The sequence below is a fragment of the Streptomyces sp. NPDC091289 genome (genome assembly GCF_044757365.1).
In the GTDB taxonomy this organism is placed as follows: Bacteria; Actinomycetota; Actinomycetes; order Streptomycetales; family Streptomycetaceae; genus Streptomyces.
In genome coordinates this window covers 1-20,253 of sequence record NZ_JBIVUT010000045.1, presented here as the reverse complement: position 1 = coordinate 20,253, position 20,253 = coordinate 1, and the positions used below count along the sequence as shown (strand labels likewise).

General features: G+C 71.8%; 20 protein-coding genes. 6 read left to right on the top strand and 14 right to left on the bottom strand.

Going from position 1 to position 20,253, the window contains the following annotated elements; genetic code table 11:
• Nucleotides 1–12 precede the first annotated feature (12 nt).
• From ACIQPT_RS36935 to ACIQPT_RS36925, 3 genes are read left to right on the top strand one after another with little or no spacing between them, the layout of a single operon-like run.
• The gene (locus ACIQPT_RS36935; RefSeq protein ID WP_401162670.1) at nucleotides 13–2,010 is read left to right on the top strand and encodes a hypothetical protein; all 1,998 of its coding nucleotides are present in this window, start codon (nucleotides 13–15) and stop codon (nucleotides 2,008–2,010) included.
• Nucleotides 2,011–2,058: 48 nt separating this feature from the next.
• Nucleotides 2,059–2,406 carry a hypothetical protein gene (locus ACIQPT_RS36930; RefSeq protein WP_401162651.1) on the top strand — a complete coding sequence of 116 codons (348 nt, stop codon included), beginning with the start codon at nucleotides 2,059–2,061 and terminating at the stop codon, nucleotides 2,404–2,406.
• Between the two features lie 18 nt (nucleotides 2,407–2,424).
• Nucleotides 2,425–2,913 carry a hypothetical protein gene (locus ACIQPT_RS36925; protein WP_401162649.1) on the top strand — a complete coding sequence of 163 codons (489 nt, stop codon included), beginning with the start codon at nucleotides 2,425–2,427 and terminating at the stop codon, nucleotides 2,911–2,913.
• Nucleotides 2,914–2,919: 6 nt separating this feature from the next.
• Here the strand turns inward: ACIQPT_RS36925 and hemB are convergent, their stop codons facing one another.
• From hemB to ACIQPT_RS36895, 6 genes are all read right to left on the bottom strand, one after another.
• The gene (gene hemB, locus ACIQPT_RS36920) at nucleotides 2,920–3,924 is read right to left on the bottom strand and encodes a porphobilinogen synthase (RefSeq protein WP_401162647.1); all 1,005 of its coding nucleotides are present in this window, start codon (nucleotides 3,922–3,924) and stop codon (nucleotides 2,920–2,922) included.
• Nucleotides 3,925–4,047: 123 nt separating this feature from the next.
• Nucleotides 4,048–5,718, bottom strand: coding sequence for a uroporphyrinogen-III synthase (locus tag ACIQPT_RS36915; RefSeq protein ID WP_401162645.1), 1,671 nt, complete (start codon nucleotides 5,716–5,718; stop codon nucleotides 4,048–4,050).
• Entirely contained in the window at nucleotides 5,715–6,701 is a 987-nt protein-coding gene (hemC, locus tag ACIQPT_RS36910; RefSeq protein WP_401162643.1) for a hydroxymethylbilane synthase, read from the bottom strand. The genes ACIQPT_RS36915 and hemC overlap by 4 nt, the downstream gene beginning before the upstream one ends.
• On the bottom strand, nucleotides 6,698–8,206 hold the full coding sequence (locus ACIQPT_RS36905; protein WP_401162642.1) for a glutamyl-tRNA reductase: 1,509 nt from the start codon (nucleotides 8,204–8,206) through the stop codon (nucleotides 6,698–6,700). Before ACIQPT_RS36905 ends, hemC begins: the two co-directional genes overlap by 4 nt.
• Nucleotides 8,203–8,964, bottom strand: coding sequence for a redox-sensing transcriptional repressor Rex (locus tag ACIQPT_RS36900; protein ID WP_003968336.1), 762 nt, complete (start codon nucleotides 8,962–8,964; stop codon nucleotides 8,203–8,205). The genes ACIQPT_RS36905 and ACIQPT_RS36900 overlap by 4 nt, the downstream gene beginning before the upstream one ends.
• 257 nt (nucleotides 8,965–9,221) lie before the next feature.
• Complete coding sequence (locus ACIQPT_RS36895) at nucleotides 9,222–9,512, bottom strand: glutaredoxin family protein (RefSeq protein ID WP_401162640.1); 291 nt, start codon at nucleotides 9,510–9,512, stop codon at nucleotides 9,222–9,224.
• Between the two features lie 135 nt (nucleotides 9,513–9,647).
• On the opposite strand from ACIQPT_RS36895, the gene ACIQPT_RS36890 reads away from it, so the two are divergent.
• The 3 genes from ACIQPT_RS36890 to ACIQPT_RS36880 all read left to right on the top strand — a co-directional run bounded on the left by ACIQPT_RS36890 (nucleotide 9,648) and on the right by ACIQPT_RS36880 (nucleotide 13,207).
• The gene (locus ACIQPT_RS36890) at nucleotides 9,648–10,595 is read left to right on the top strand and encodes an HAD family hydrolase (protein ID WP_401162638.1); all 948 of its coding nucleotides are present in this window, start codon (nucleotides 9,648–9,650) and stop codon (nucleotides 10,593–10,595) included.
• Nucleotides 10,596–10,995: 400 nt separating this feature from the next.
• Nucleotides 10,996–11,781 (top strand): ECF subfamily RNA polymerase sigma factor, BldN family, encoded by a 786-nt coding sequence (locus ACIQPT_RS36885; RefSeq protein WP_352240169.1) that lies wholly within the window; start codon nucleotides 10,996–10,998, stop codon nucleotides 11,779–11,781.
• Between the two features lie 211 nt (nucleotides 11,782–11,992).
• Entirely contained in the window at nucleotides 11,993–13,207 is a 1,215-nt protein-coding gene (locus ACIQPT_RS36880; protein ID WP_401162637.1) for a DUF5667 domain-containing protein, read from the top strand.
• Nucleotides 13,208–13,285: 78 nt separating this feature from the next.
• Here ACIQPT_RS36880 and ACIQPT_RS36875 read toward each other — a convergent pair whose 3' ends face one another.
• The 8 genes from ACIQPT_RS36875 to ACIQPT_RS36840 all read right to left on the bottom strand — a co-directional run bounded on the left by ACIQPT_RS36875 (nucleotide 13,286) and on the right by ACIQPT_RS36840 (nucleotide 20,138).
• Nucleotides 13,286–14,362, bottom strand: a complete 1,077-nt coding sequence (locus ACIQPT_RS36875; protein WP_401162635.1) for a lysophospholipid acyltransferase family protein — start codon at nucleotides 14,360–14,362, stop codon at nucleotides 13,286–13,288.
• Between the two features lie 15 nt (nucleotides 14,363–14,377).
• Nucleotides 14,378–15,466 (bottom strand): NAD-dependent epimerase/dehydratase family protein, encoded by a 1,089-nt coding sequence (locus tag ACIQPT_RS36870; protein ID WP_401162633.1) that lies wholly within the window; start codon nucleotides 15,464–15,466, stop codon nucleotides 14,378–14,380.
• A 149-nt stretch (nucleotides 15,467–15,615) separates the two neighbouring features.
• The gene (locus ACIQPT_RS36865; RefSeq protein ID WP_003948845.1) at nucleotides 15,616–15,714 is read right to left on the bottom strand and encodes a 30S ribosomal protein bS22; all 99 of its coding nucleotides are present in this window, start codon (nucleotides 15,712–15,714) and stop codon (nucleotides 15,616–15,618) included.
• 121 nt (nucleotides 15,715–15,835) lie between these two features.
• Complete coding sequence (locus ACIQPT_RS36860) at nucleotides 15,836–16,048, bottom strand: helix-turn-helix domain-containing protein (protein WP_003968329.1); 213 nt, start codon at nucleotides 16,046–16,048, stop codon at nucleotides 15,836–15,838.
• 128 nt (nucleotides 16,049–16,176) lie between these two features.
• The gene (locus ACIQPT_RS36855; protein ID WP_401162631.1) at nucleotides 16,177–16,992 is read right to left on the bottom strand and encodes a phosphatase; all 816 of its coding nucleotides are present in this window, start codon (nucleotides 16,990–16,992) and stop codon (nucleotides 16,177–16,179) included.
• A 109-nt stretch (nucleotides 16,993–17,101) separates the two neighbouring features.
• Complete coding sequence (locus ACIQPT_RS36850) at nucleotides 17,102–18,271, bottom strand: acetoin utilization protein AcuC (protein ID WP_401162630.1); 1,170 nt, start codon at nucleotides 18,269–18,271, stop codon at nucleotides 17,102–17,104.
• Entirely contained in the window at nucleotides 18,240–19,451 is a 1,212-nt protein-coding gene (locus tag ACIQPT_RS36845; RefSeq protein WP_401162629.1) for an MFS transporter, read from the bottom strand. The genes ACIQPT_RS36850 and ACIQPT_RS36845 overlap by 32 nt, the downstream gene beginning before the upstream one ends.
• Nucleotides 19,452–19,493: 42 nt before the next feature.
• Entirely contained in the window at nucleotides 19,494–20,138 is a 645-nt protein-coding gene (locus ACIQPT_RS36840; protein ID WP_228925219.1) for an HAD family phosphatase, read from the bottom strand.
• Nucleotides 20,139–20,253: the final 115 nt, after the last annotated feature.

Here is a 20,253-nt window from a genome sequence, read left to right as displayed (position 1 = left end):
GACCTCAGCAGGATCAAGGCATGGTGGCGCACGCTCGGCGGCGACGGCTTCGTCGTCCTCCCGCCGCCGACCCGGAGCCGCTACACCCAGTCCCACGGCCACGAGGACGCGGCCGAGCTGTTCGCGGCCCAACGCATCCCCACCGATACCTCCTTCGCCTACTGGCACTGGCAGTCCCACGACGCCTTCGACCGCTCCGGCGCACTGTCCGGCGAGCTGTATCTGCACTGGGGCGGCGACCACGCCACAGTCACCGCCGGTCTCGGCGCGGGACCGGCGGGCTATCGGATCGTCAACGGCGGTCCCCAGGGCGCGTTCCGGCTCGACAAGGTCACGGAGACGGACGCCGACGGTCTGCCGGATCCCGAGGACGCCGCCGGAGTACGCCAGTTGCTGCACCGCCTCGACGAGCCGCTCGACCGGAGCACGGAGTCCGTCGCCTACGCGCCGCTGACCGAGGCGGAGGAACGCTGGCTGCACGACCGGCTGTCGGGGCCGGTGGACCTGGCTGCGACCGCCCGGTTCGCCACGCCGCTGGAACAGCGTCAGGCGCTCGCACCGGACGAGACCTCACGGCTGCTGGCCGCCTGGCAGGAGGAGTATGCCGGACGGCTCACCGCCTGGCCCGGCTGGCGGCCGGTGCTGCACGCGCTGCTGCGCCAGGAGCGGCCGGAGGCCTGGGAGGTCGCCGCCGAGCTCGGCGCGACGGCGGCGTACGCCCTCGCCGCGTACCCGTCCCCGCGCTCGCTGGAGCTGCTGCGTACGTGGGCGCTGTCCGGTGACGACGCCGCCGTACGCGCCTGGTTCCGCACGCACCGCACCCTCCGCGAACCGGACCCGCTACGGGCCGCCCGCACGCTCTCCGAGGAGCTGACCGGGCACGCCGCGCCGGAGACCGCGCAGACCGGTCTGCTGGGCGCGCTGCGCACCGCCGCCCTGGAGGAGAGGCGTGCACAGCCGGACCGGGACACCGCCGCCGACGCCGTGTTCCCGGCACTCTGCAACGTCCGGTACGCCACGGACGACGCCCTGCCGCGCCCGCTGCGGGTCGCCGCCGCCAGGGCGGCCACGGACACGGCCGCGCGCGTTCGCGAGGCGGCCGCGCGCCTGCCCGGCGCCGAGGCCGCCGAGGCGCTCGCCGCCGTCGACCGCTACGAGACCGCCCGCGAGGACCTGCTCGCGGGCACCGGCCCCGACCTCACCGGCTACGAGGGCGGCCTCGGCGACATCTGGCACCACTACCGCACCCTGTCCCCCGCCGACGTCCAGTGGCTCCGCGACCGGCTCGCCGACCCGTCCACCGGCGTCCAGGGCATCGCGTTCTGCCTCGAACTGCTCCACGCCCACGGCGAGGCCACCGAAACGGAACTGCTCGCGCTCCTCCCCCGCTGGAAGAAGGAGCTGACCAAGCAGTACCGCACCACGTACACCGAGTGGCGCCACCCGCTGACCACCCTGACCTGCCTCGCCCTGGACCTGGCGCACCCGGCCGCCGACGACCTGCTGGCCTGGTGGGAGAAGCCCAAGCCGCTCTGGAAGGACCCGGTCCGGCTGCTCACCCACCTCGGCGCCCCCGACGAGGCGAAGGCCGCCGAGCTGTGGGAGTTCATCGTCTCCGGCGGGCACGACACCGGGCACCTGATGACCTGGGTGCTGCTCCGCGCCCGCCTCGACGGCATCCACCCGCTGCACGTCGCCGAGCGGCTGATCGGAGATCCGGGCGTCCACGCGTACGTCCTGCGCCGCGTCCTGATCGGGGTGGCCGACCCCGCCCAGCCGCTGTGGCACTACGCCGTCGACCCGCGCAGCCACAGCTGGTGGCGGCGCGCCCAGGAGGTCGCGGACGACCGCACCCTCTCCGCCGAGGCCCGCGCGATCGGCCTGGAGGTGGCCCGCGAGCACTACATCTTCCGCTACCCGGACCAGGTCCGTCCGCCGCTCGCCGAAGGAGAACGGCGCGCGGCCCGCACCTGGCTGAAGACCCACGGCCCGGCACCGACCGGCGGCTGAGCCCTCGTACTCATGCGGGCGGCGCACCCCCGAGGTTGACTCGGACCCATGAGCGAGAACGCGTCCGCACCCGACCCCCACGCCTGGATCGCCCCGCTGATCTCCACGGTCGTCACCCTGCCGCTGGGGCTGCTCGCCCTGCTCTACGGGGCGCTCTCGCCCATGGAGTGCGACTCCTGCAACGGCGAGGTGGCCGAGCGCTTCCACGACAGCTGGATGATCGGGTGGACCGTCCTGTGGATCGGCCTGCTCATCGCCCTGGCCGTGCTGATCGCGAGCTGGGCGCTCCCGCGCCGGCTCCACTACGCGGCCCGGCGCGTAGGTTTGGCGCTCGCCGCACCCGCCACCGTTGTGGTCACTTTCGTAGCATTCATGGCACTGGTCGACTGGCCCTGACAGAAAGTGTCCACCCCCATGAACGACACGAACGTCCCGACCACGACGAAAGCCGCCTCCGCGACGGAAGCGGCCGACATCGCCGAACGTCTGATAGCCGAGTTCCGCGCACTGCCCCCGGACAACGACCGCAAGCGCGAGATCATCACCGAGCTGGACGCCAACGCGCAGGCGCTGCCGTTCCTCGTCTCGGTCGTCGCGGACCCGGGCGAATACGACCTCGCCCGGGTCGAGAGCGCCACCGTCCTGCGCCTGTGGCCCCCGGCCGACCCCGCCCTGCGCCACGAAGCGGGCCGCGCCCTGCTCCGGGCGCTGAAGGACCCGGAAGAGGACCTGGTGCGGCAGTACGCGGCGATGTCGCTCGCGCCCTACACCGACGACCCGGTCGTCGCCACGGTCCTCGACACCACCGCGCGGGCCGACGAGGACCCGCTCGTACGGGACAGCGCCCGCTTCTCCATCAAGGAGGCCCGCCGGCTCCAGGAGACCGGAGCCGGCAGCCCTTGAGGGTTCTCAGTCCCTGCCCCGTCCCAGCCACTGGGCGGCCTCGGTCGCCCAGTAGGTGAGGATCATCTGTGCCCCGGCCCGCCGGATCCCGGTCAGGCTCTCCAGAATCGCCTTGTCCCGGTCGATCCAGCCCTTCTCGGCGGCGGCCTCGATCATCGCGTACTCGCCGCTGATCTGGTACGCCGCGACCGGCACGTCCACGGACTCCGCGACCTTGGCGAGGATGTCCAGATACGGTCCGGCGGGCTTCACCATCACCATGTCCGCACCCTCCTCCAGGTCCAGCGCCAGCTCCCGCAGCGACTCGCGGGCGTTGGCCGGGTCCTGCTGGTAGGTCTTGCGGTCGCCGGTGAGCGAGGAGCCGACGGCCTCGCGGAACGGGCCGTAGAAGGCGGAGGAGTACTTCGCGGTGTAGGCGAGGATCGACACGTCCTCGTACCCGGTCTGGTCCAGGGCGTCCCGGACCACGCCGACCTGGCCGTCCATCATGCCGCTGGGGCCCACCACATGGGCCCCGGCGTCCGCCTGGACCTGGGCCATCTCCGCGTACCGCTCCAGAGTGGCGTCGTTGTCCACGCGGCCGTCCGCCGTCAGGACCCCGCAGTGGCCGTGGTCGGTGTACTCGTCCAGGCACAGGTCCGACATCACGACGAGGTCGTCCCCGACCTCCTCGCGGACCGCGCGCAGGCCGAGCTGGAGGATGCCGTCGGGGTCGGTGCCCGCCGTGCCCCGGGCGTCCTTCTTCGCGTCCTCCGGGACGCCGAAGAGCATGATACCCGAGACCCCGGCCGAGACCGCCTCGACGGCCGCCTTCCGCAGGGTGTCCAGGGTGTGCTGGTGCACGCCGGGCATGGCCGAGATGGCGACCGGGGCGTCGATGCCCTCCCGCACGAACGCGGGGAGGATCAGGTTCGCGGGGTCGAGCCGTGTCTCGGCGACCATCCGCCGCATCGCCGGGGTCGTCCGCAGCCGCCGGGGGCGGGAGCCGGGGAAGTTTCCGTACGCAGTCATCCTTCGACGATAGACCCGTACGCGGCGGGGTCTTACCGACACCGGCACCGGTAAAGGCCCCCGCCGAACGGCAGTGGGCCCGGCCGCCGAAGCGACCGGGCCCACTCACTCACGTAACACCGCTCAGGTCGTCGTCCGACGTCTGCGCGCACCCGGGCGCCGCTCGCTCGGCCGGGTCACCGGGTCACCGGCCTCCTTCGCCGCGTCCCGGCGCTGCGCGCCGAAGGCGGCGAGCGCCTCGGCGAGCTTGTGCACCGACGGCTCCGGGGACAGCACGTCCACCCGCAGGCCGTGCTCCTCGGCGGTCTTCGCGGTGGCCGGGCCGATACACGCGATCACGGTCACGTTGTGCGGCTTGCCCGCGATGCCGACCAGGTTGCGGACCGTCGAGGACGAGGTGAACAGGACCGCGTCGAAGCCGCCGCCCTTGATCGCCTCGCGGGTGTCGGCCGGCGGCGGCGAGGCGCGGACCGTGCGGTACGCGGTGACGTCGTCGACCTCCCAGCCCAGCTCGATGAGCCCGGCCACCAGGGTCTCGGTGGCGATGTCGGCGCGCGGCAGGAACACCCGGTCGATCGGGTCGAAGACCGGGTCGTAGGGCGGCCAGTCCTCCAGCAGCCCGGCGGCGGACTGCTCGCCGGAGGGCACCAGGTCCGGCTTGACGCCGAAGTCGATCAGCGCGGCGGCGGTCTGCTCGCCGACCGCGGCGACCTTGATCCCGGCGAAGGCCCGAGCGTCGAGCCCGTACTCCTCGAACTTCTCCCGGACCGCCTTGACGGCGTTGACGCTGGTGAAGGCGATCCACTCGTAGCGGCCGGTGACCAGGCCCTTGACCGCGCGCTCCATCTGCTGGGGCGTACGCGGCGGCTCCACGGCGATCGTCGGGACCTCGTGCGGCACCGCACCGTAGGAACGCAGCTGGTCGGAGAGCGACGCGGCCTGCTCCTTCGTGCGCGGGACGAGCACCTTCCAGCCGAACATCGGCTTGGACTCGAACCACGCGAGCTGGTCGCGCTGGGCGGCGGAGCTGCGCTCTCCGACCACGGCTATGACCGGCCGGTGGCCCTCGGGCGAGGGCAGCACCTTGGCCTGCTTGAGGGTCTGGGCGATCGTCCCGAGGGTCGCCGTCCAGGTGCGCTGGCGGGTGGTGGTGCCCGCGATCGTCACGGTGAGCGGGGTGTCGGGCTTGCGGCCCGCCGAGACCAGCTCGCCGGCGGCGGCCGCGACCGAGTCCAGCGTGGTGGAGACGACGGCGGTCGCGTCGCTCGCGCCGACCTCGCCCCAGCACCGGTCGGACGCGGTACGGGCGTCGACGAAGCGGACGTCCGCGCCCTGCGCGTCGCGCAGCGGCACACCGGCGTACGCGGGCACGCCGACGGCGTTCGCGATGCCCGGGACGACCTCGAAGGGCACCCCGGCGGCGGCGCAGGCGAGCATTTCCGCCCCCGCGTCCCCGTCCAGGCCCGGGTCGCCCGCGACAGCACGGACCACCCGCCTGCCGCCCTTCGCGGCCTCCATGACAAGATTGGCCGCATCCCTGAGAACGGGTACACCGGCGGTTGTTGACGAGACGTCAACAACCGTCAGCTCAGGGGTGCTCACGCCTGCCCGCGCATGGCTGCGAACGACGTCGAGCACATCGGGCTCGGCGACAAGGACGTCCGCGCTCGCGAGCGCCTCGACGGCGCGCAGGGTCAGCAGTCCCGGGTCGCCGGGACCGGCGCCGAGGAAGGTGACCTGGCCTTGGGCGGACAGGGCAGGAAAGTCGGATGCGGCGGGGCCGGTGGGGCTCAAAGTGCTCGCTCCCCCATAAGACCGGCCGCACCCTTGGCAAGCATCTCGGCCGCGAGTTCGCGTCCGAGGGCCGCCGCGTCGTCGTGCGACGTGGGGACGGGACCGGTGGTGGACAGCTGTACGAGCGAGGAACCGTCGGTGGTACCGACGACTCCGCGCAGGCGCAGTTCGTTGACAACCTGTCCGTCGACCAGGAGGTCGGCCAGCGCACCCACAGGTGCGGAGCAGCCGGCCTCCAGGGCGGCGAGCAGGGCACGCTCGGCGGTCACGGCGACCCGGGTGTACGGGTCGTCGAGCTCGGCGAGCGCGGCGGCGAGGTCGGCGCTGGACGCGGCGCACTCGATCGCCAGTGCTCCCTGGCCGGGAGCGGGCAGGACGGTGTCGACCGACAGGAAGTCGGTCACCTCACCGCTCCGGCCGAGACGGCTGAGCCCGGCGGCGGCGAGAACCACCGCGTCGAGCTCCCCGTCGCGCACGAACCCGATCCGCGTGTCGACGTTGCCCCGGATGGGGACGGTCTCGATCCGCAGTCCGTGGGAACGGGCGTACGCGTTGAGCTGCGCCATGCGGCGCGGCGAACCGGTGCCGATGCGGGCGCCGTCGGGCAGCTGCTCGAAGGTCAGCCCGTCCCGGGCGACCAGCGCGTCGCGCGGGTCCTCGCGCTGCGGCACGGCCGCCAGCACGAGGTCGTCGGGCTGGCTGGTCGGCAGGTCCTTGAGCGAGTGGACGGCGAAGTCCACCTCGCCCCGCAGCAGCGCCTCGCGCAGGGCCGCGACGAACACGCCGGTGCCGCCGATCTGCGCCAGGTGCTCGCGGGAGGTGTCCCCGTACGTGGTGATCTCGACGAGCTCGACGGCGCGCCCGGTCACCTCGCGAACCGCCTCGGCGACGAGTCCGGACTGGGCCATGGCGAGTTTGCTGCGCCGGGTGCCCAGCCGGAGCGGCGCGGGATTCCGCGCGCCCGGGGATGAGTTGTCGGTCATGACCGCCCTCTATTCGGGTCGTTCAGGTCTGCCCGGGAGACGGCGGCCACCGTCTGCGGGTCGAGGTCGAAGAGTTCGCGCAGCGCGTCCGCGTACCCGGCGCCGCCGGGCTCGCTGGCGAGCTGCTTGACCCGCACGGTGGGCGCGTGCAGGAGTTTGTCGACGACGCGGCGCACGGTCTGGGTGATCTCGGCGCGCTGCTTCTCGTCCAGGTCGGGGAGGCGGCCGTCCAGCCGGGCGATCTCGCCGGCGACCACGTCGGCGGCCATGGTGCGCAGGGCGACCACGGTCGGGGCGACGTGCGCGGCGCGCTGGGCGGCGCCGAAGGCGGCCACCTCGTCGGACACGATGGTGCGGACCCGGTCCACATCGGCGGCCATCGGGGCGTCCGCGGACGCCTCGGCGAGCGACTCGATGTCGACGAGGCGCACACCGTCGACGCGGTGGGCCGCACCGTCGATGTCGCGCGGCATGGCGAGGTCGAGCAGGGCGAGCCGGACGGGTCCGGTGGACTGGGCGGGCACGGTGACCCGGCGCAGCGCGGTCGCCGGACCGGCGTGCGCGGCGGAGGTGGCGGAACCGTTCTCCACCCAGGCGGCGTGCTGGTCGACGTCGGCCGGGGCCGGGGTGACGGTGGCCGCGGGTTTCTCGGGCGCGGCGTCCAGGGTCGCGCCCAGGGCGTCGGCGAGGGCGTCGGCGGTGAGCACGAGGCCGGTGGAGCCGGTGCAGGAGACCACGATGTCGGCACGTGTCAGTTCGTCGCCGACCGCGGACATCTCGACCGCCCGCGCGCGCACCGCGGTGTCGTCGCCCTGCTGGAGGATCTCCGCCAGGCGGTCCGCGCGGGAGCGGGTCCGGTTGGCGACGACGATCTCGGCGACGCCGGTCCGGGCGAGGGTCGCGGCGGCCAGCGAGGACATCGATCCGGCGCCGATGACCAGGGCGCGCTTGCCGGCGGCCCAGCGCTCGGGGTCGGTCCCGGCGGCGAGCTGCTGGAGCCCGAAGGTGACGAGCGACTGCCCGGCCCGGTCGATGCCGGTCTCGCTGTGGGCGCGCTTGCCGACCCGCAGGGCCTGCTGGAAGAGGTCGTTGAGCAGCCGTCCGGCGGTGTGCAGCTCCTGGCCGCGTGCGAGCGCGTCCTTGATCTGGCCGAGGATCTGGCCCTCGCCGACGACCATCGAGTCCAGCCCGCAGGCCACCGAGAAGAGGTGGTGGACGGCCCGGTCCTCGTAGTGCACATAGAGATACGGAGTGAGCTCCTCCAGGCCGACGCCGCTGTGCTGGGCGAGCAGGGTGGAGAGCTCGGCGACGCCCGCGTGGAACTTGTCCACGTCGGCGTACAGCTCGATGCGGTTGCAGGTGGCCAGCACGGCGGCCTCGGTCGCGGGTTCCGCGGCGAGGGTGTCCTGGAGCAGCTTGGCCTGGGTCTCGGCAGCGAGGGACGCCCGTTCCAGTACGGAGACGGGGGCGCTGCGGTGGCTCAGCCCGACGACGAGGAGGCTCATGCCGGCATCACGGCGGGCATGTCCCCGTCGGGTCCCTTCCGGCTTGCGGGCGTGGCGCGCATCGGGGGCGCGCCCTCGTCCTCGGCCGCGGAGTCCTCGCCGGCCTTGCGCTGCTCGTGGAACGCGAGGATCTGGAGCTCGATCGAGAGGTCGACCTTGCGTACGTCGACGCCCTCGGGCACCGACAGCACGGTCGGCGCGAAGTTCAGGATGGAGGTCACACCGGCGGCGACGAGCCGGTCGCAGACCTGCTGGGCCGCGCCGGGCGGGGTGGTGATCACGCCGATGGACACACCGTTGTCGCTGATGATCCGGTCCAGGTCGTCCGTGTGCTGGACGGCGATCCCGGCCACCGGCGTACCGGCCATGGCGGGGTCCGCGTCGATCAGCGCCGCGACCCGGAAGCCGCGCGAGGCGAAGCCGCCGTAGTTGGCGAGGGCCGCGCCGAGGTTGCCGATGCCGACGATCGCGACCGGCCAGTCCTGGGTGAGCCCGAGCTCGCGCGAGATCTGGTAGACGAGATACTCGACGTCGTACCCGACACCACGGGTGCCGTAGGAGCCCAGGTAGCTGAAGTCCTTGCGCAGCTTCGCCGAGTTGACCCCGGCCGCCGTGGCCAGCTCCTCGGAGGAGACCGTGGGGACCGATCGCTCGGAGAGCGCGGTCAGGGCGCGCAGATACAACGGAAGTCGGGCGACGGTGGCCTCGGGAATTCCTCGGCTACGGGTCGCCGGTCGGTGTGTTCGGCCAGTTGCCACGGTGCTCCTGCGGGATGAGCGGGGCTGCAGGCGGCCGTATGTCCCATGACCGCCCCGTCGAATGCAGGCTATGCCTTTGTGAACGCGTGCACAAAGATGGTGTCCGTTTTGTCCGGTCAAAGTGACCGGGGTCACGCACATTCCCCGTGCGATTCCGGAACCGGGGACCGCATCGGCCCGTTGCAGCCTCGAAGGGGGCAAAGCGGTACACACTCCTCACAACTAAGCCCCCGAGGCCACTCAAAACGCCCGCAATGTTAACCGGGTTTCGCGTCCGCACCCAGCGCCTTGCGCAGTCTCGCCGGGTCCACGCGCCAGAACGTGTGCTGCTCGCCGTCGATCAGCACCACCGGAATCTGCTCCCAGTACTCCTTGTACAGCTCCTCGTCCTCGGTGATGTCCTTCTCCACCCACGACGCACCGGTCTCCTCGCAGACCGCGCCCACCACCGCCCGCGCGTCCTCGCACAGATGACACCCCGGCTTCCCGACCAGCGTGACCAGCCGCTCGGCGGGCTTCTTCTTCGTACGTCGCAGCAGAGGACTCATGCCTTCATTCTGCGCCCGCGGACCACCGCGGCGGACCGCCCGGAATCGCCCGATTCACCATTCCGACCCGCAGCGTTCACACCTCCGCATCGCGGCAGGTCGGGCAGAGACAAACGGACTGGCTATGCTCACCGCATGGCCGCTCTTGGATGGCTCACACCCCGTAGGCGTTCCGCTACCGCACGGAGCGTCCTGGCAGGCGAGGCCGCCGCCGAGGCCGCGCGCAAGACCTCGGCCGCCGACGACGACTCCGCCCTCCTGGCCGGAACCTCCGAAGACGCTCCCGAGGAGCCCGTGTTCCCCGTCGCCGGGGACGACCGCGCCGCCGCCTTCTTCGACCTCGACAACACCGTGATGCAGGGCGCCGCGATCTTCCACTTCGGCCGCGGCCTCTACAAGCGGAAGTTCTTCGAACGCCGCGAGCTCACCCGGTTCGCCTGGCAGCAGGCCTGGTTCCGGCTGGCCGGCGTCGAGGACCCCGAACACATGCAGGACGCCCGCGACAGCGCCCTGTCCATCGTCAAGGGCCACCGCGTCTCCGAGCTGATGTCCATCGGCGAGGAGATCTACGACGAGTACATGGCCGACCGCATCTGGCCCGGCACCCGCGCCCTGGCCCAGGCCCACCTGGACGCCGGGCAGAAGGTCTGGCTCGTCACCGCCGCCCCCGTGGAGACCGCCACCATCATCGCCCGCCGCCTCGGCCTGACCGGCGCGCTCGGCACCGTCGCCGAATCGGTCGACGGCGTCTACACCGGCCGGCTGGTCGGCGAACCCCTGCACGGCCCGGCCAAGGCCGAGGCCGTCCGCGCCCTGGCCGCCGCCGAGGGCCTGGACCTGGAGCGCTGCGCCGCCTACAGCGACTCGCACAACGACATCCCGATGCTCTCCCTGGTCGGCCACCCCTACGCGATCAACCCGGACACCAAGCTCCGCAAGTACGCCCGCGCCCGCGACTGGCGGCTGCGCGACTACCGCACCGGCCGCAAGGCGGCCAAGGTCGGCATCCCGGCCGCCGCCGGGGTCGGCGCGCTCGCGGGCGGCACGGCCGCCGCCGTCGCCCTGCACCGCCGCCGCCGCTGACCCGCGCCCGCATCCCTTCCGCACCCCCGCGCCCCGTGCCCGCCCGTCGCGAACGGTCACGGGGCGCAGCCACGCCCGGGGCCGGGCGCCCGATCGCGAGCAGCTCCTCCACCACGGGCAACGACCCCTCCGGCCAGCCGGATCGTCGGCTCCCGGCCACAACCCGTCGCCCCCGTAGGCAGATCACGAAGTAATCCGATCAATAAACGGTCACCAAGTGCTACTTGATACGTCACTTAGCGATAACAGAAGCGACGGAACCGGTGATTTAGACAACTGGGTGTAGCGCTGCCTGCACGAAGCGTTATTCTCCTCAGACGCATCACGGAGACCGCCACTCGCTACCACGGGTGACGTTTTTCGAACTGCTCGTGATGGAAGCTCTGCCTCTGGGAGTCCCGTGTACCCACACGTCGGGGTTGACGCCTCGGGCCTGGCTACGCTGCGTGCATCGGTCATTGACCGCTTGCGCGGCTTCGTCCCCACCGCGTACGCCGTCCCCGCTTTTGCCACCCCTGCACCTGCCGGCCCCTGCTACGCCCTGGCCGAACGCAGTGCGGCGGTCGGAAGACGCGGCACCCGCGCCGCCTCGACCGCTTCGACCACCTCGACCGTCCGCCGTCCCACCGCCGACAGCGACAGCGCGCGCATGATGGATCTCGTCGAGCGCGCGCAGGCCGGCGAGGCGGATGCCTTCGGCCGCCTGTACGACCAGTACAGCGACACCGTGTACCGGTACATCTACTACCGCGTGGGCGGCAAGGCGACCGCGGAGGACCTCACCAGCGAGACCTTCCTCCGCGCGCTGCGCCGTATCTCCACGTTCACCTGGCAGGGCCGCGATTTCGGCGCCTGGCTGGTCACCATCGCTCGCAACCTGGTCGCCGACCACTTCAAATCCAGTCGTTTCCGGCTGGAAGTGACCACCGGCGAAATGCTCGACGCCAACGAGGTGGCGCGCAGTCCCGAGGACTCCGTCCTGGAGTCCCTCTCCAACGCCGCACTGCTCCAGGCCGTACGGCGGCTCAACCCCCAGCAGCAGGAGTGCGTCACCCTGCGGTTCCTCCAAGGCCTCTCGGTCGCCGAGACCGCCCGGGTGATGGGCAAGAACGAGGGCGCGATCAAGACCCTCCAGTACCGAGCCGTACGGACGCTCGCCCGACTTCTGCCGGACGACGCCCGCTGACCGAACCGCTGCGTGACCGTCCCGTCACGCACTGGTCCGATCATCTTTCGTGCGTAACCCAAGTGCCGCGCGCCTCGTTGTGCCGGTTGCAGGCCCCCTGTCGTCACCCCCTGTCCGTCGCCACTCACTCCATCGAGTGGAAACGCTCAAGGTGTGCAACCTTCCGGACCGCCAGGGGAGTCGACCGTCATGACGAGAGGAGGTGCCGCCAGTGATCGCAAACGTTTCGGCACACCGGCGGGCGAACGCCTTCGCCCAGGCCCTGGAGGAGCAGACCCCCCAGGGTGCGGCGGCCGTACAGCCCGCGGAGCCGGCCGACCAGGCCGACCGCGGACCGCTGTTGGCCCTGGCGAACGGCCTCGGTGAGCTACCGAAGCCGCAGTTGGACCCCGAGGTCAAAGTGGTGCAGCGAGCCCAGCTCGTCGCGGCCATGGAGGCCATGTTCGCCGAGGGCGGCGCGTCCACGGGCCCTACGGTGCCCGTGCAACGGGGCAAGGGGGCCCACCGGGCCTCACCACTGCGGAAATTGCGCCCCCGCTCCCGCTGGGCGAAGGGGCTCACCGCCGGCGGGCTCACCGTCGGCGTCGCCGCGGGAGCGTTCGGCGGGGTGGCCGCCGCCAGCTCCGACGCCCTCCCCGGTGATTCGCTCTACGGACTGAAACGCGGGATGGAGGACATCAGCCTCGGCATGGCCAAGGGCGACGCCGACCGCGGCGAGGTCTATCTCGACCAGGCCTCCACCCGGCTCAGCGAGGCCCGCAGACTCATGGAGCGCGGCCGCTCCGGCGCCCTCGACCACGAATCCCTCGGCGCCGTCAGACGCGCGCTCAACGGCATGTCCCACGACGCCTCCGAGGGCCACCGGCTGCTCCGCTCCGCCTACCAGCGCGACGGAGCGATCGGCCCGATCCAGACCCTGGACACCTTCTCCCGCTCCCACCGCGACACCTGGAGCAGCCTCCGCGACCGGCTGCCCGTCCAGCTCACCGACGTCCGCGACGAGGTCAGCTCGGTCTTCGACGCCATAGAGGAAGAGGTCGCACCGCTCCAGTCGCTCCTGCCCCGCCCCCCGGGCGAGGACAAGAACACCGGACGCGCCGACACCACCACCCCGGACGCCGGTTCGCCCCGGACCGACGCCCCCGCATCCCCGGCCGCCCCCGAGCAGCCCGGAGACCGCACCGACGACAACAGCACCACCCCCAAGCCCTCCGGCTCTCCGGGCTCCGCCGACACCACCCCGGACGACGGGCTGCTCGGCGGCGGCACGGACGGCCTGCTGGACGACCTCCCGACGGACGGCCTCACCAAGCCCTCCCCCGAGAGCAAGCCCAGCGCACCGGCCGCCCCGGACGTCACCCTGCCCCCGCTCCTCCCGGGGCTCCTCCCGGGCCTCGGCATCGACGGCGAGAACCTCAGGCCGTAGCCGGGAGCAAAAAAGAAGGGGCCGGTACGCGATCGCGTACCGGCCCCTTCCTCTGTGCGACTGATCGGAACGGGCAGGTCAGAAGAAGACCGACCGCCGCTGCACCAGCAGCTTGTACAGCGTGTGCTGGATCTGCTCACGCACCTGGTCCGTCAGGTTGAACATCAGCATCGGGTCCTCCGCCGCCTCCGGCGGATAGCCGTCCGTCGGAATCGGCTCACCGAACTGGATCGTCCACTTCGTCGGCAGCGGCAGCGCGCCCAGCGGCCCCAGCCACGGGAACGTCGGCGTGATCGGGAAGTACGGGAAGCCCAGCAGCCGGGCCAGCGTCTTCGCGTTGCCGATCATCGGGTAGATCTCCTCGGCGCCCACGATCGAACACGGCACGATCGGCGCACCCGCCCGCAGCGCCGTCGACACGAACCCGCCCCGGCCGAAGCGCTGAAGCTTGTACCGGTCGCCGAACGGCTTGCCGATGCCCTTGAAGCCCTCCGGCATCACCCCGACGATCTCGCCCGTCTCCAGCAGCCGCTGCGCGTCCTCCGCGCAGGCCAGCGTGTGACCGGCCTTGCGCGCCAGCTCGTTGACGACCGGGAGATGGAAGACCAGATCGGCGGCGAGCAGCCGCAGATGCCGCTCGGCCGGATGGTTGTCGTGCACCGCGACCTGGAGCATCAGCCCGTCCAGCGGCAGCGTCCCGGAGTGGTTGGCCACGATGAGCGCCCCGCCGTCCGACGGGATGTTCTCGATGCCCTTCACCTCGACCCGGAAATACTTGTCGGCCAGCGGCCGCAGCGCCGACATCAGGACCTGGTCGGTGAGCTCCTTGTCGTACCCGAACTCGTCGACGTCGTAGTCACCGGTGACCCGCCGCCGCAGGAACGCGAGCCCGCCCGCGATCCGCCGCTCCCAGCCACCGCCCGGGGAACCCTCGGCGTCGTCCGTACCGCTGCGGGGCTCCTGAAGCACCTGCTGCTCCGCCTCCGCGGGCTGCTCGGGCACCTGCGCCCCCGGCAGGGCGCTCACCGGAGCCGTGGAGCCGTCGCCCCGGCCGCTGCCGGGACCGCCCGCCCCGGTCCGGCGCCGCGCGGGACGCGACGTGCCACCGGACCGCGAACGGTCGTCGTCGAACGGAATGACCTTGGCGTCCGCCATCGTCGGTGCGCTCCTCTACCTGGCGCCATGAGTCGTCTGTACCGCACCGGTGCCGCGCTCCCGCGGCCCGGCGCCTCCCGGGAGCGGCAGCGCCGCCAGCCGGTCCACCGCCCTGCCCACCGTCTCCGGCGGCAGCAGCCCCGGCTCCCGGCTCCGCGCGAACTCCGCGAACGTCTCCGCCGTGGTGAACTTCGGCCGGAAACCGAGGGTCTCGCGCATCTGCACGGTCGAGACCACCCTGCCATGGGTGAGCAGCCGGATCTGTTCCGGCGAGAAGTCGGTCATGCCGATCGTACGGAGCGCCGAGCCGACCCACGTGACGGCGGGCAGCAGCACCGGCACGGTCGGCTTCCCCAGCCGCCGCGAGCACTGCGACAGCAGCAGCACACCGTCACCGGCGATGTTGAAGGTGCCGCTGTTCAGCGTCCCGCGCCGGGCCTCGCCCGCCGCGACCCCCAGGACGTCGATCACATCGTCCTCGTGCACGAACTGGAGCCGGGGGTCGTAGCCGAAGACGGTCGGCAGGACGGGCAGCGACAGATAGTCCGCGAGCGGCGAGTCCGGCCGCGGCCCCAGGATGTTGGCGAACCGCAGCACGCACACCGCCACGTCCGGCCGGCGGCGGGCGAAGCCCCGTACGTACCCCTCGACCTCCACCGCGTCCTTCGCGAAGCCGCCGCTGGGCAGCGACTTGGGCGGGGTGGTCTCGGTGAACACGGCGGGGTCGCGGGACGCCGACCCGTACACGCTCGTACTGGACTTCACCACGAGCCGGCGCACCGTCGGCGACTTCTGGCAGGCGCCGAGCAGCTGCATGGTGCCGATGACGTTGGTCTCCTTGATCGCCGTCCGGCCGCCGGCGCCGAGCGCCTTGCCGGAGACGTCCAGGTGGACCACCGTGTCGACGGAGTACTCGGCGAGGATCCGCGCTATGGCCGACTGCCGGATGTCGGCGCGGACGAACTCCGCGTCGCCCAGCTGATGCGCGGGCGCGACCGCGTCGACGGCGATCACCCGGTCCACCCCGGGCTCGCGCTGGACGCGCCGGACGAAGCGGCCCCCCAGTTGCCGGGCCACTCCGGTGACGAGCACGACCTTTCCCAAGACCCGGCTCCCCTGCTTCCCGCGGTAACTTCCCTGGCCGTCACCGTAGCGGGTGGACGCCGCCCTGTGATGACCCCATGCCCCGAAACGCACCGCAGCCCTCCCGCCAGGACGGCGGAAGGGCTGCGGATCTCACGAACTGCGTTCGCTTACTTCTTGTTGCGACGCTGAACGCGCGTGCGCTTGAGCAGCTTGCGGTGCTTCTTCTTGGCCATCCGCTTGCGCCGCTTCTTGATAACAGAGCCCACGACTACCCTCGCTTACTTCATCTTCACTGGTGCGGGGCGTCTGGGCCCACACGACCTACGTCGGCCTAGCCTACCCGCCACCGTGCGAGGGGCGTAATCCGCAGGCAACCTCAGGCTGACCTCAGGCTGATTCCACCCCCACGAAGGACTCGCGGAGATACGCGTGAACCGCTTGCTCCGGCACCCGGAAGGACCTGCCCACCCGGATCGCCGGCAGATGACCGCTGTGCACCAAGCGGTACACGGTCATCTTCGACACTCGCATGACCGAGGCGACTTCCGCCACGGTCAGAAACTTGACCTCGTTGAGAGGCCTCTCGCTGCCAGCAGCCATGACCCACCTGTACCTTCCGCACCGGACGCGCACCGGCTTCCCCTCCGGTGACTCTTCGTCGCTGTGCGCTCACTCACCAGATTAGGGGCGGGTGGTGCGAGTGGGGAAGAGGAGAGGCGATCGGCGGCCTACTGTGACAGACAGGCCCGATTGAGCACATAGCGCGTCAACGGCCGGTAGAACGGCGCCCGTACGCCGTCGTCGAGCGGAACCACGACGGACACCCGGCCCTCCGCCTCCCCCACGAACAGCGCCGGATCGTCGGTGTCCGCCGGCCCGATCGCCTCGATCCCCAGCTGACCTGCGCCGCAGACCCAGCCGTGATCCCCGATCACCAGCTCGGGCAACACCCCCAGCCGCTCGGCGGCGTCCTGGAGCGCGACCCGCACCGGAAGCGGCGAATGCGTGTGCGCGCCGGTCGCGCCACCCGTGGGCCGCCCCCCTGGTTCGCGCACCAGGGCGACACCCCGTACGTAGTCGAGGTTGTACGTGCGTACGCCAAACCGGGTCGTTATGTCGACACATCTCCCCTGCGCGGGGGTGAGAACAGGACAGCCCGCCGCCGACAGAGCGTCTGCCAGCCCGGCGTAGAAACCGAGCAGCCGATGCGGATGACCGGTCCCCAGCAGCACCGGAGCCCGCCGCTCGGCCACCAGCGCCAGCCGCTCGGCGAACGCGTCCAGCGCGGCCACCGTCCGCTCCGGATCGATCGCGTCGGGACCGCTCACATGCGCGGGATCCGCCGAGACCCCGCACCGGTCCGCCATCAGCCGCAGCAGCTCACCCTCGCCCCAGGCCCGCTCGGGCGCGAGCCCCAGCATCACCCGCGGATCCCGGGCGGCGAACAGCCGGTAGCTGCGCAGACTGTTCTCGCGCGGCGTGGCCACGGGCCCGGCCAGCCGGGCCGCCAGCAGATGGGCGCGCAACGCCCCGGTGCTCAACACCCCTGGGATGCTGCCGTATCGCGGAGCACCGGCGGACCGAAATCCCCGTACGCCCCACCGTTGGCGTAACGCACGGCACAATGCCCGCACCCGCCCCGGGCACGGCCCCTCAGGTCAGCAGCCCCCGCAGCGGGAACGCCGCCTTCCGGGACGCCAGCACCGCCTGGTCCAGCCGGTCCGCCGGGTCGTACCCGTCCTCCCACGCCTTCCACGACGGCGTACGCCCGTCCGTCATCCTGCCCGGCCCCAACTGCCGCGTACGGGCGTAGACGAGATCCCGCCAGGACGACGGCACCACCGACTCCGGGTCGACGGGCGCGTGCGCCGCGATCCCGACGAGATGCGTCCACGACCGGGGGACGACGTCCACCACCGCGTATCCGCCGCCGCCGAGCGCCACCCAGCGCCCGTCGGCGTGGTCGTGCGCCAGCCGGTGGCAGGACTCCATGACCGCCCGCTGCGCGTCCAGCGACACCGCGAGGTGCGCGAGCGGGTCCTCGAAGTGGGTGTCGGCCCCGTGCTGCGTGACGAGCACCTGGGGCCGGAAGTCGGCCAGCAGCTCGGGCACCACCGCGTGGAACGCCCGCAGCCACCCCTCGTCCCCGGTCCCGGCCGGCAGCGCCACGTTCACCGCGGAGCCCTCGCCCGCCCCGGCCCCGGTCTCCTCCGGCCACCCGGTCTGCGGGAACAGGGTCCGCGGGTGCTCGTGCAGCGACACGGTCAGGACGCGCGGGTCCTCCCAGAACGCGGCCTGCACCCCGTCCCCGTGGTGGACGTCCACATCGACGTACGCGACCCGCTCCGCGCCCAGCTCCAGCAGCCGGGCGATGGCGAGGGCCGGGTCGTTGTAGACGCAGAACCCGGCGGCCGACCCGGGCATGGCGTGATGCAGCCCGCCGGTGAAGTTCACCGCGTGCTCGCTCTCGCCCCGCCACACGGCCTCGGCGGCGCCCACCGACAGCCCCGCGATCAGCGCGGACGCCTCGTGCATCCCGGCGAACGCCGGATCGTCCACGGTCCCGAGCCCGTAGTCCTGGTCGGCCGCCCGCGGATCCGCGGAGGCGGCCCGCACCGCGGCCACGTAGTCCTCGCGGTGCACGAGCCGCAGGGTGGAGTCCCCGGCGGACTTCGCCGACCGCAGATCCACCGCCCCGTCGAGCCCGAACGCCCGCACCAGCCCCATCGTCAGGTCCAGCCGGACCGGGTCCATGGGGTGGGTCTCCCCGAAGTCGTATCCCGTAACTGCGTCATCCCACATCAGCTGTGTGCGGCCGCTCATGCCCGCCACCGTATCGGGCGGGGCTCGGCCCGAACGAGCGGGCATACACGAGCGTCGCCAGCACCAGAACCATCGGTACGAGCATGGCCCCGCGATAGCTCCACGCATCCCCCAGAACACCCACGAGCGGCGAACCGACCAAAAAACCCACATAGTTGAAGATGTTCAACCGGGCCACGGCCGCGTCGCTGTTCCCCGGGAACATCCGCCCGGCCGCCGCGAAGGTCTGCGGCACGATCACACAGAGCCCGAACCCGAGCATGGTGAACCCGAGCATCCCCACCCAGGCCCCGGGGGCCAGCGCCACGACCGCGAACCCGCCGGCCGCCAGCAGACTCCCGCCCCGCACCACGGCGACCGCCCCGAACCGCCGCACCCCGAGGTCCCCCACGGCCCGCCCCAGCAGGGTCGTCACCATGTAGACGTTGTACGGAACGGTCGCGAGCTGCTCCGAACTGCCCAGCACGTCCTGGAGGTACTTGGCACTCCAATTGGAGACGGTCGAGTCCCCGATGTACGCGAAGCACATGACGAGACACAACGGCAGCAACAGCTTGAACGACACCGCACCGCCCGCACCGCCCGCGCCTCCAGGTCCGGCACCGGCCTCCTCCGGCCCCTTCCCCTCCGTGTACCACCGGCTCCCGACCAGCGCGGCCGGCAACAGCACCACCACCACCGGCAGATAGGACGCGAGCAACGACAGATCCCACCGCGCCCCAACCCACGCCAACGACGCCCCCGCGATCCCGCCGAGGCTGTAGGCCGCGTGAAAGCCGAGCATGATGCTGCGCCCGTACGCCCGGTTGAGGCTGACGCCCAGCATGTTCATGGAGGCGTCCAGCGCCCCGACGGCCAGCCCGAAGACGCCGAGCGCGACGGCGACGTGCCACACCTCCCGCCCGGCGCCCACTCCGAGCAGCGCGAGCAGGACGAGGGGCTGGGCCCACCGCAGGACGACGCCGGGCCCCACCCGCGCGACCACCTTCTCGGTGGCCACACTGCCGGCCCCCGCCAGGATCGGGACCGCGGCGAGGAAGACGGGCAGCAGCCCGTCGGATATCCCGTACTGGTCCTGAATGGCGGGGATACGCGTCACCAGAAGGGCGAAGGCCACCCCTTGAACGCCGAAGCTCAACCCCAGGGAGGCCCTGCCGTGCCGCAAGCCCGCATCTGTCATGGCCGCGAGCGTAGAGCCAGGCTCTACCCATGGGTAGATGGATCAGGCGAGCAGTTCGGGAAGCTGGGCCATGTCCGAGAAGTGCCCGGTCACGCCGACGAGCCGGTCGGCGGGCATCATCGACGTGAACCCGTACACGTCCATCCCGGCCGCCCGCGCCGCCTCGACCCCGAGCGGGCTGTCCTCGATGACGACGCACCGCTCCGGCGCGACGCCCATCCGCTCGGCGGCGTGGAGGAACAGGTCCGGTGCCGGTTTGCCCCGCCCGACATCCTCCGAGCTGAAGATCCACTCCTCCTCGAACCACTGGTCGATCCCCGTCTTGCGGTGCCCGACCCGGATCCGCTCGTGGCTCCCGGAGGAGGCGACACAGTAGTCCACCCCGTCCGCGACGAGCTTCCCGAGCAGTTCCTCGGCCCCGTCGACGGCCACGAGCTCCCGCTGGAAGGCCGCGAACGTACGGGTGTTGAGCGTGGAGTCGAAGTCCTCGGGCAGCTTCTGCCCGGTCCTCTCCTCGACGAGATCGTGGACCCGGTGCACGGCGGACCCCATGTAGTCACGGAGCGACTCGTCGTACGAGGTGGGGTGACCGAGTTCGGTCAGGTAGCCGGAGAGGACGGTGTTGGCGAGCGGCTCACTGTCGACGAGCACACCATCGTTGTCGAAGATGACCAGTTCGTAGCGCATGGTTCGACCCTAGACGTTCAGAACGCAGAAAAGCCCCGTGCCACAAGGCACGGGGCTTTCCCGGAAAAATTGTTCGGCGGCGTCCTACTCTCCCACAGGGTCCCCCCTGCAGTAC

Bases quoted from the DNA above. Each gene is read 5' to 3' on its own strand.
- hemC (WP_401162643.1), bottom strand. From the start codon at position 6,701: ATGACCGACAACTCATCCCCGGGCGCGCGGAATCCCGCGCCGCTCCGG.
- ACIQPT_RS36875 (WP_401162635.1), bottom strand. From the start codon at position 14,362: ATGGCGGACGCCAAGGTCATTCCGTTCGACGACGACCGTTCGCGGTCC.
- ACIQPT_RS36905 (WP_401162642.1), bottom strand. From the start codon at position 8,206: ATGAGCCTCCTCGTCGTCGGGCTGAGCCACCGCAGCGCCCCCGTCTCC.
- ACIQPT_RS36925 (WP_401162649.1), top strand. From the start codon at position 2,425: ATGAACGACACGAACGTCCCGACCACGACGAAAGCCGCCTCCGCGACG.
- ACIQPT_RS36845 (WP_401162629.1), bottom strand. From the start codon at position 19,451: ATGACAGATGCGGGCTTGCGGCACGGCAGGGCCTCCCTGGGGTTGAGC.
- ACIQPT_RS36895 (WP_401162640.1), bottom strand. From the start codon at position 9,512: ATGAGTCCTCTGCTGCGACGTACGAAGAAGAAGCCCGCCGAGCGGCTG.
- ACIQPT_RS36840 (WP_228925219.1), bottom strand. From the start codon at position 20,138: ATGCGCTACGAACTGGTCATCTTCGACAACGATGGTGTGCTCGTCGAC.
- ACIQPT_RS36930 (WP_401162651.1), top strand. From the start codon at position 2,059: ATGAGCGAGAACGCGTCCGCACCCGACCCCCACGCCTGGATCGCCCCG.
- ACIQPT_RS36850 (WP_401162630.1), bottom strand. From the start codon at position 18,271: ATGAGCGGCCGCACACAGCTGATGTGGGATGACGCAGTTACGGGATAC.
- hemB (WP_401162647.1), bottom strand. From the start codon at position 3,924: ATGACTGCGTACGGAAACTTCCCCGGCTCCCGCCCCCGGCGGCTGCGG.
- ACIQPT_RS36890 (WP_401162638.1), top strand. From the start codon at position 9,648: ATGGCCGCTCTTGGATGGCTCACACCCCGTAGGCGTTCCGCTACCGCA.
- ACIQPT_RS36860 (WP_003968329.1), bottom strand. From the start codon at position 16,048: ATGGCTGCTGGCAGCGAGAGGCCTCTCAACGAGGTCAAGTTTCTGACC.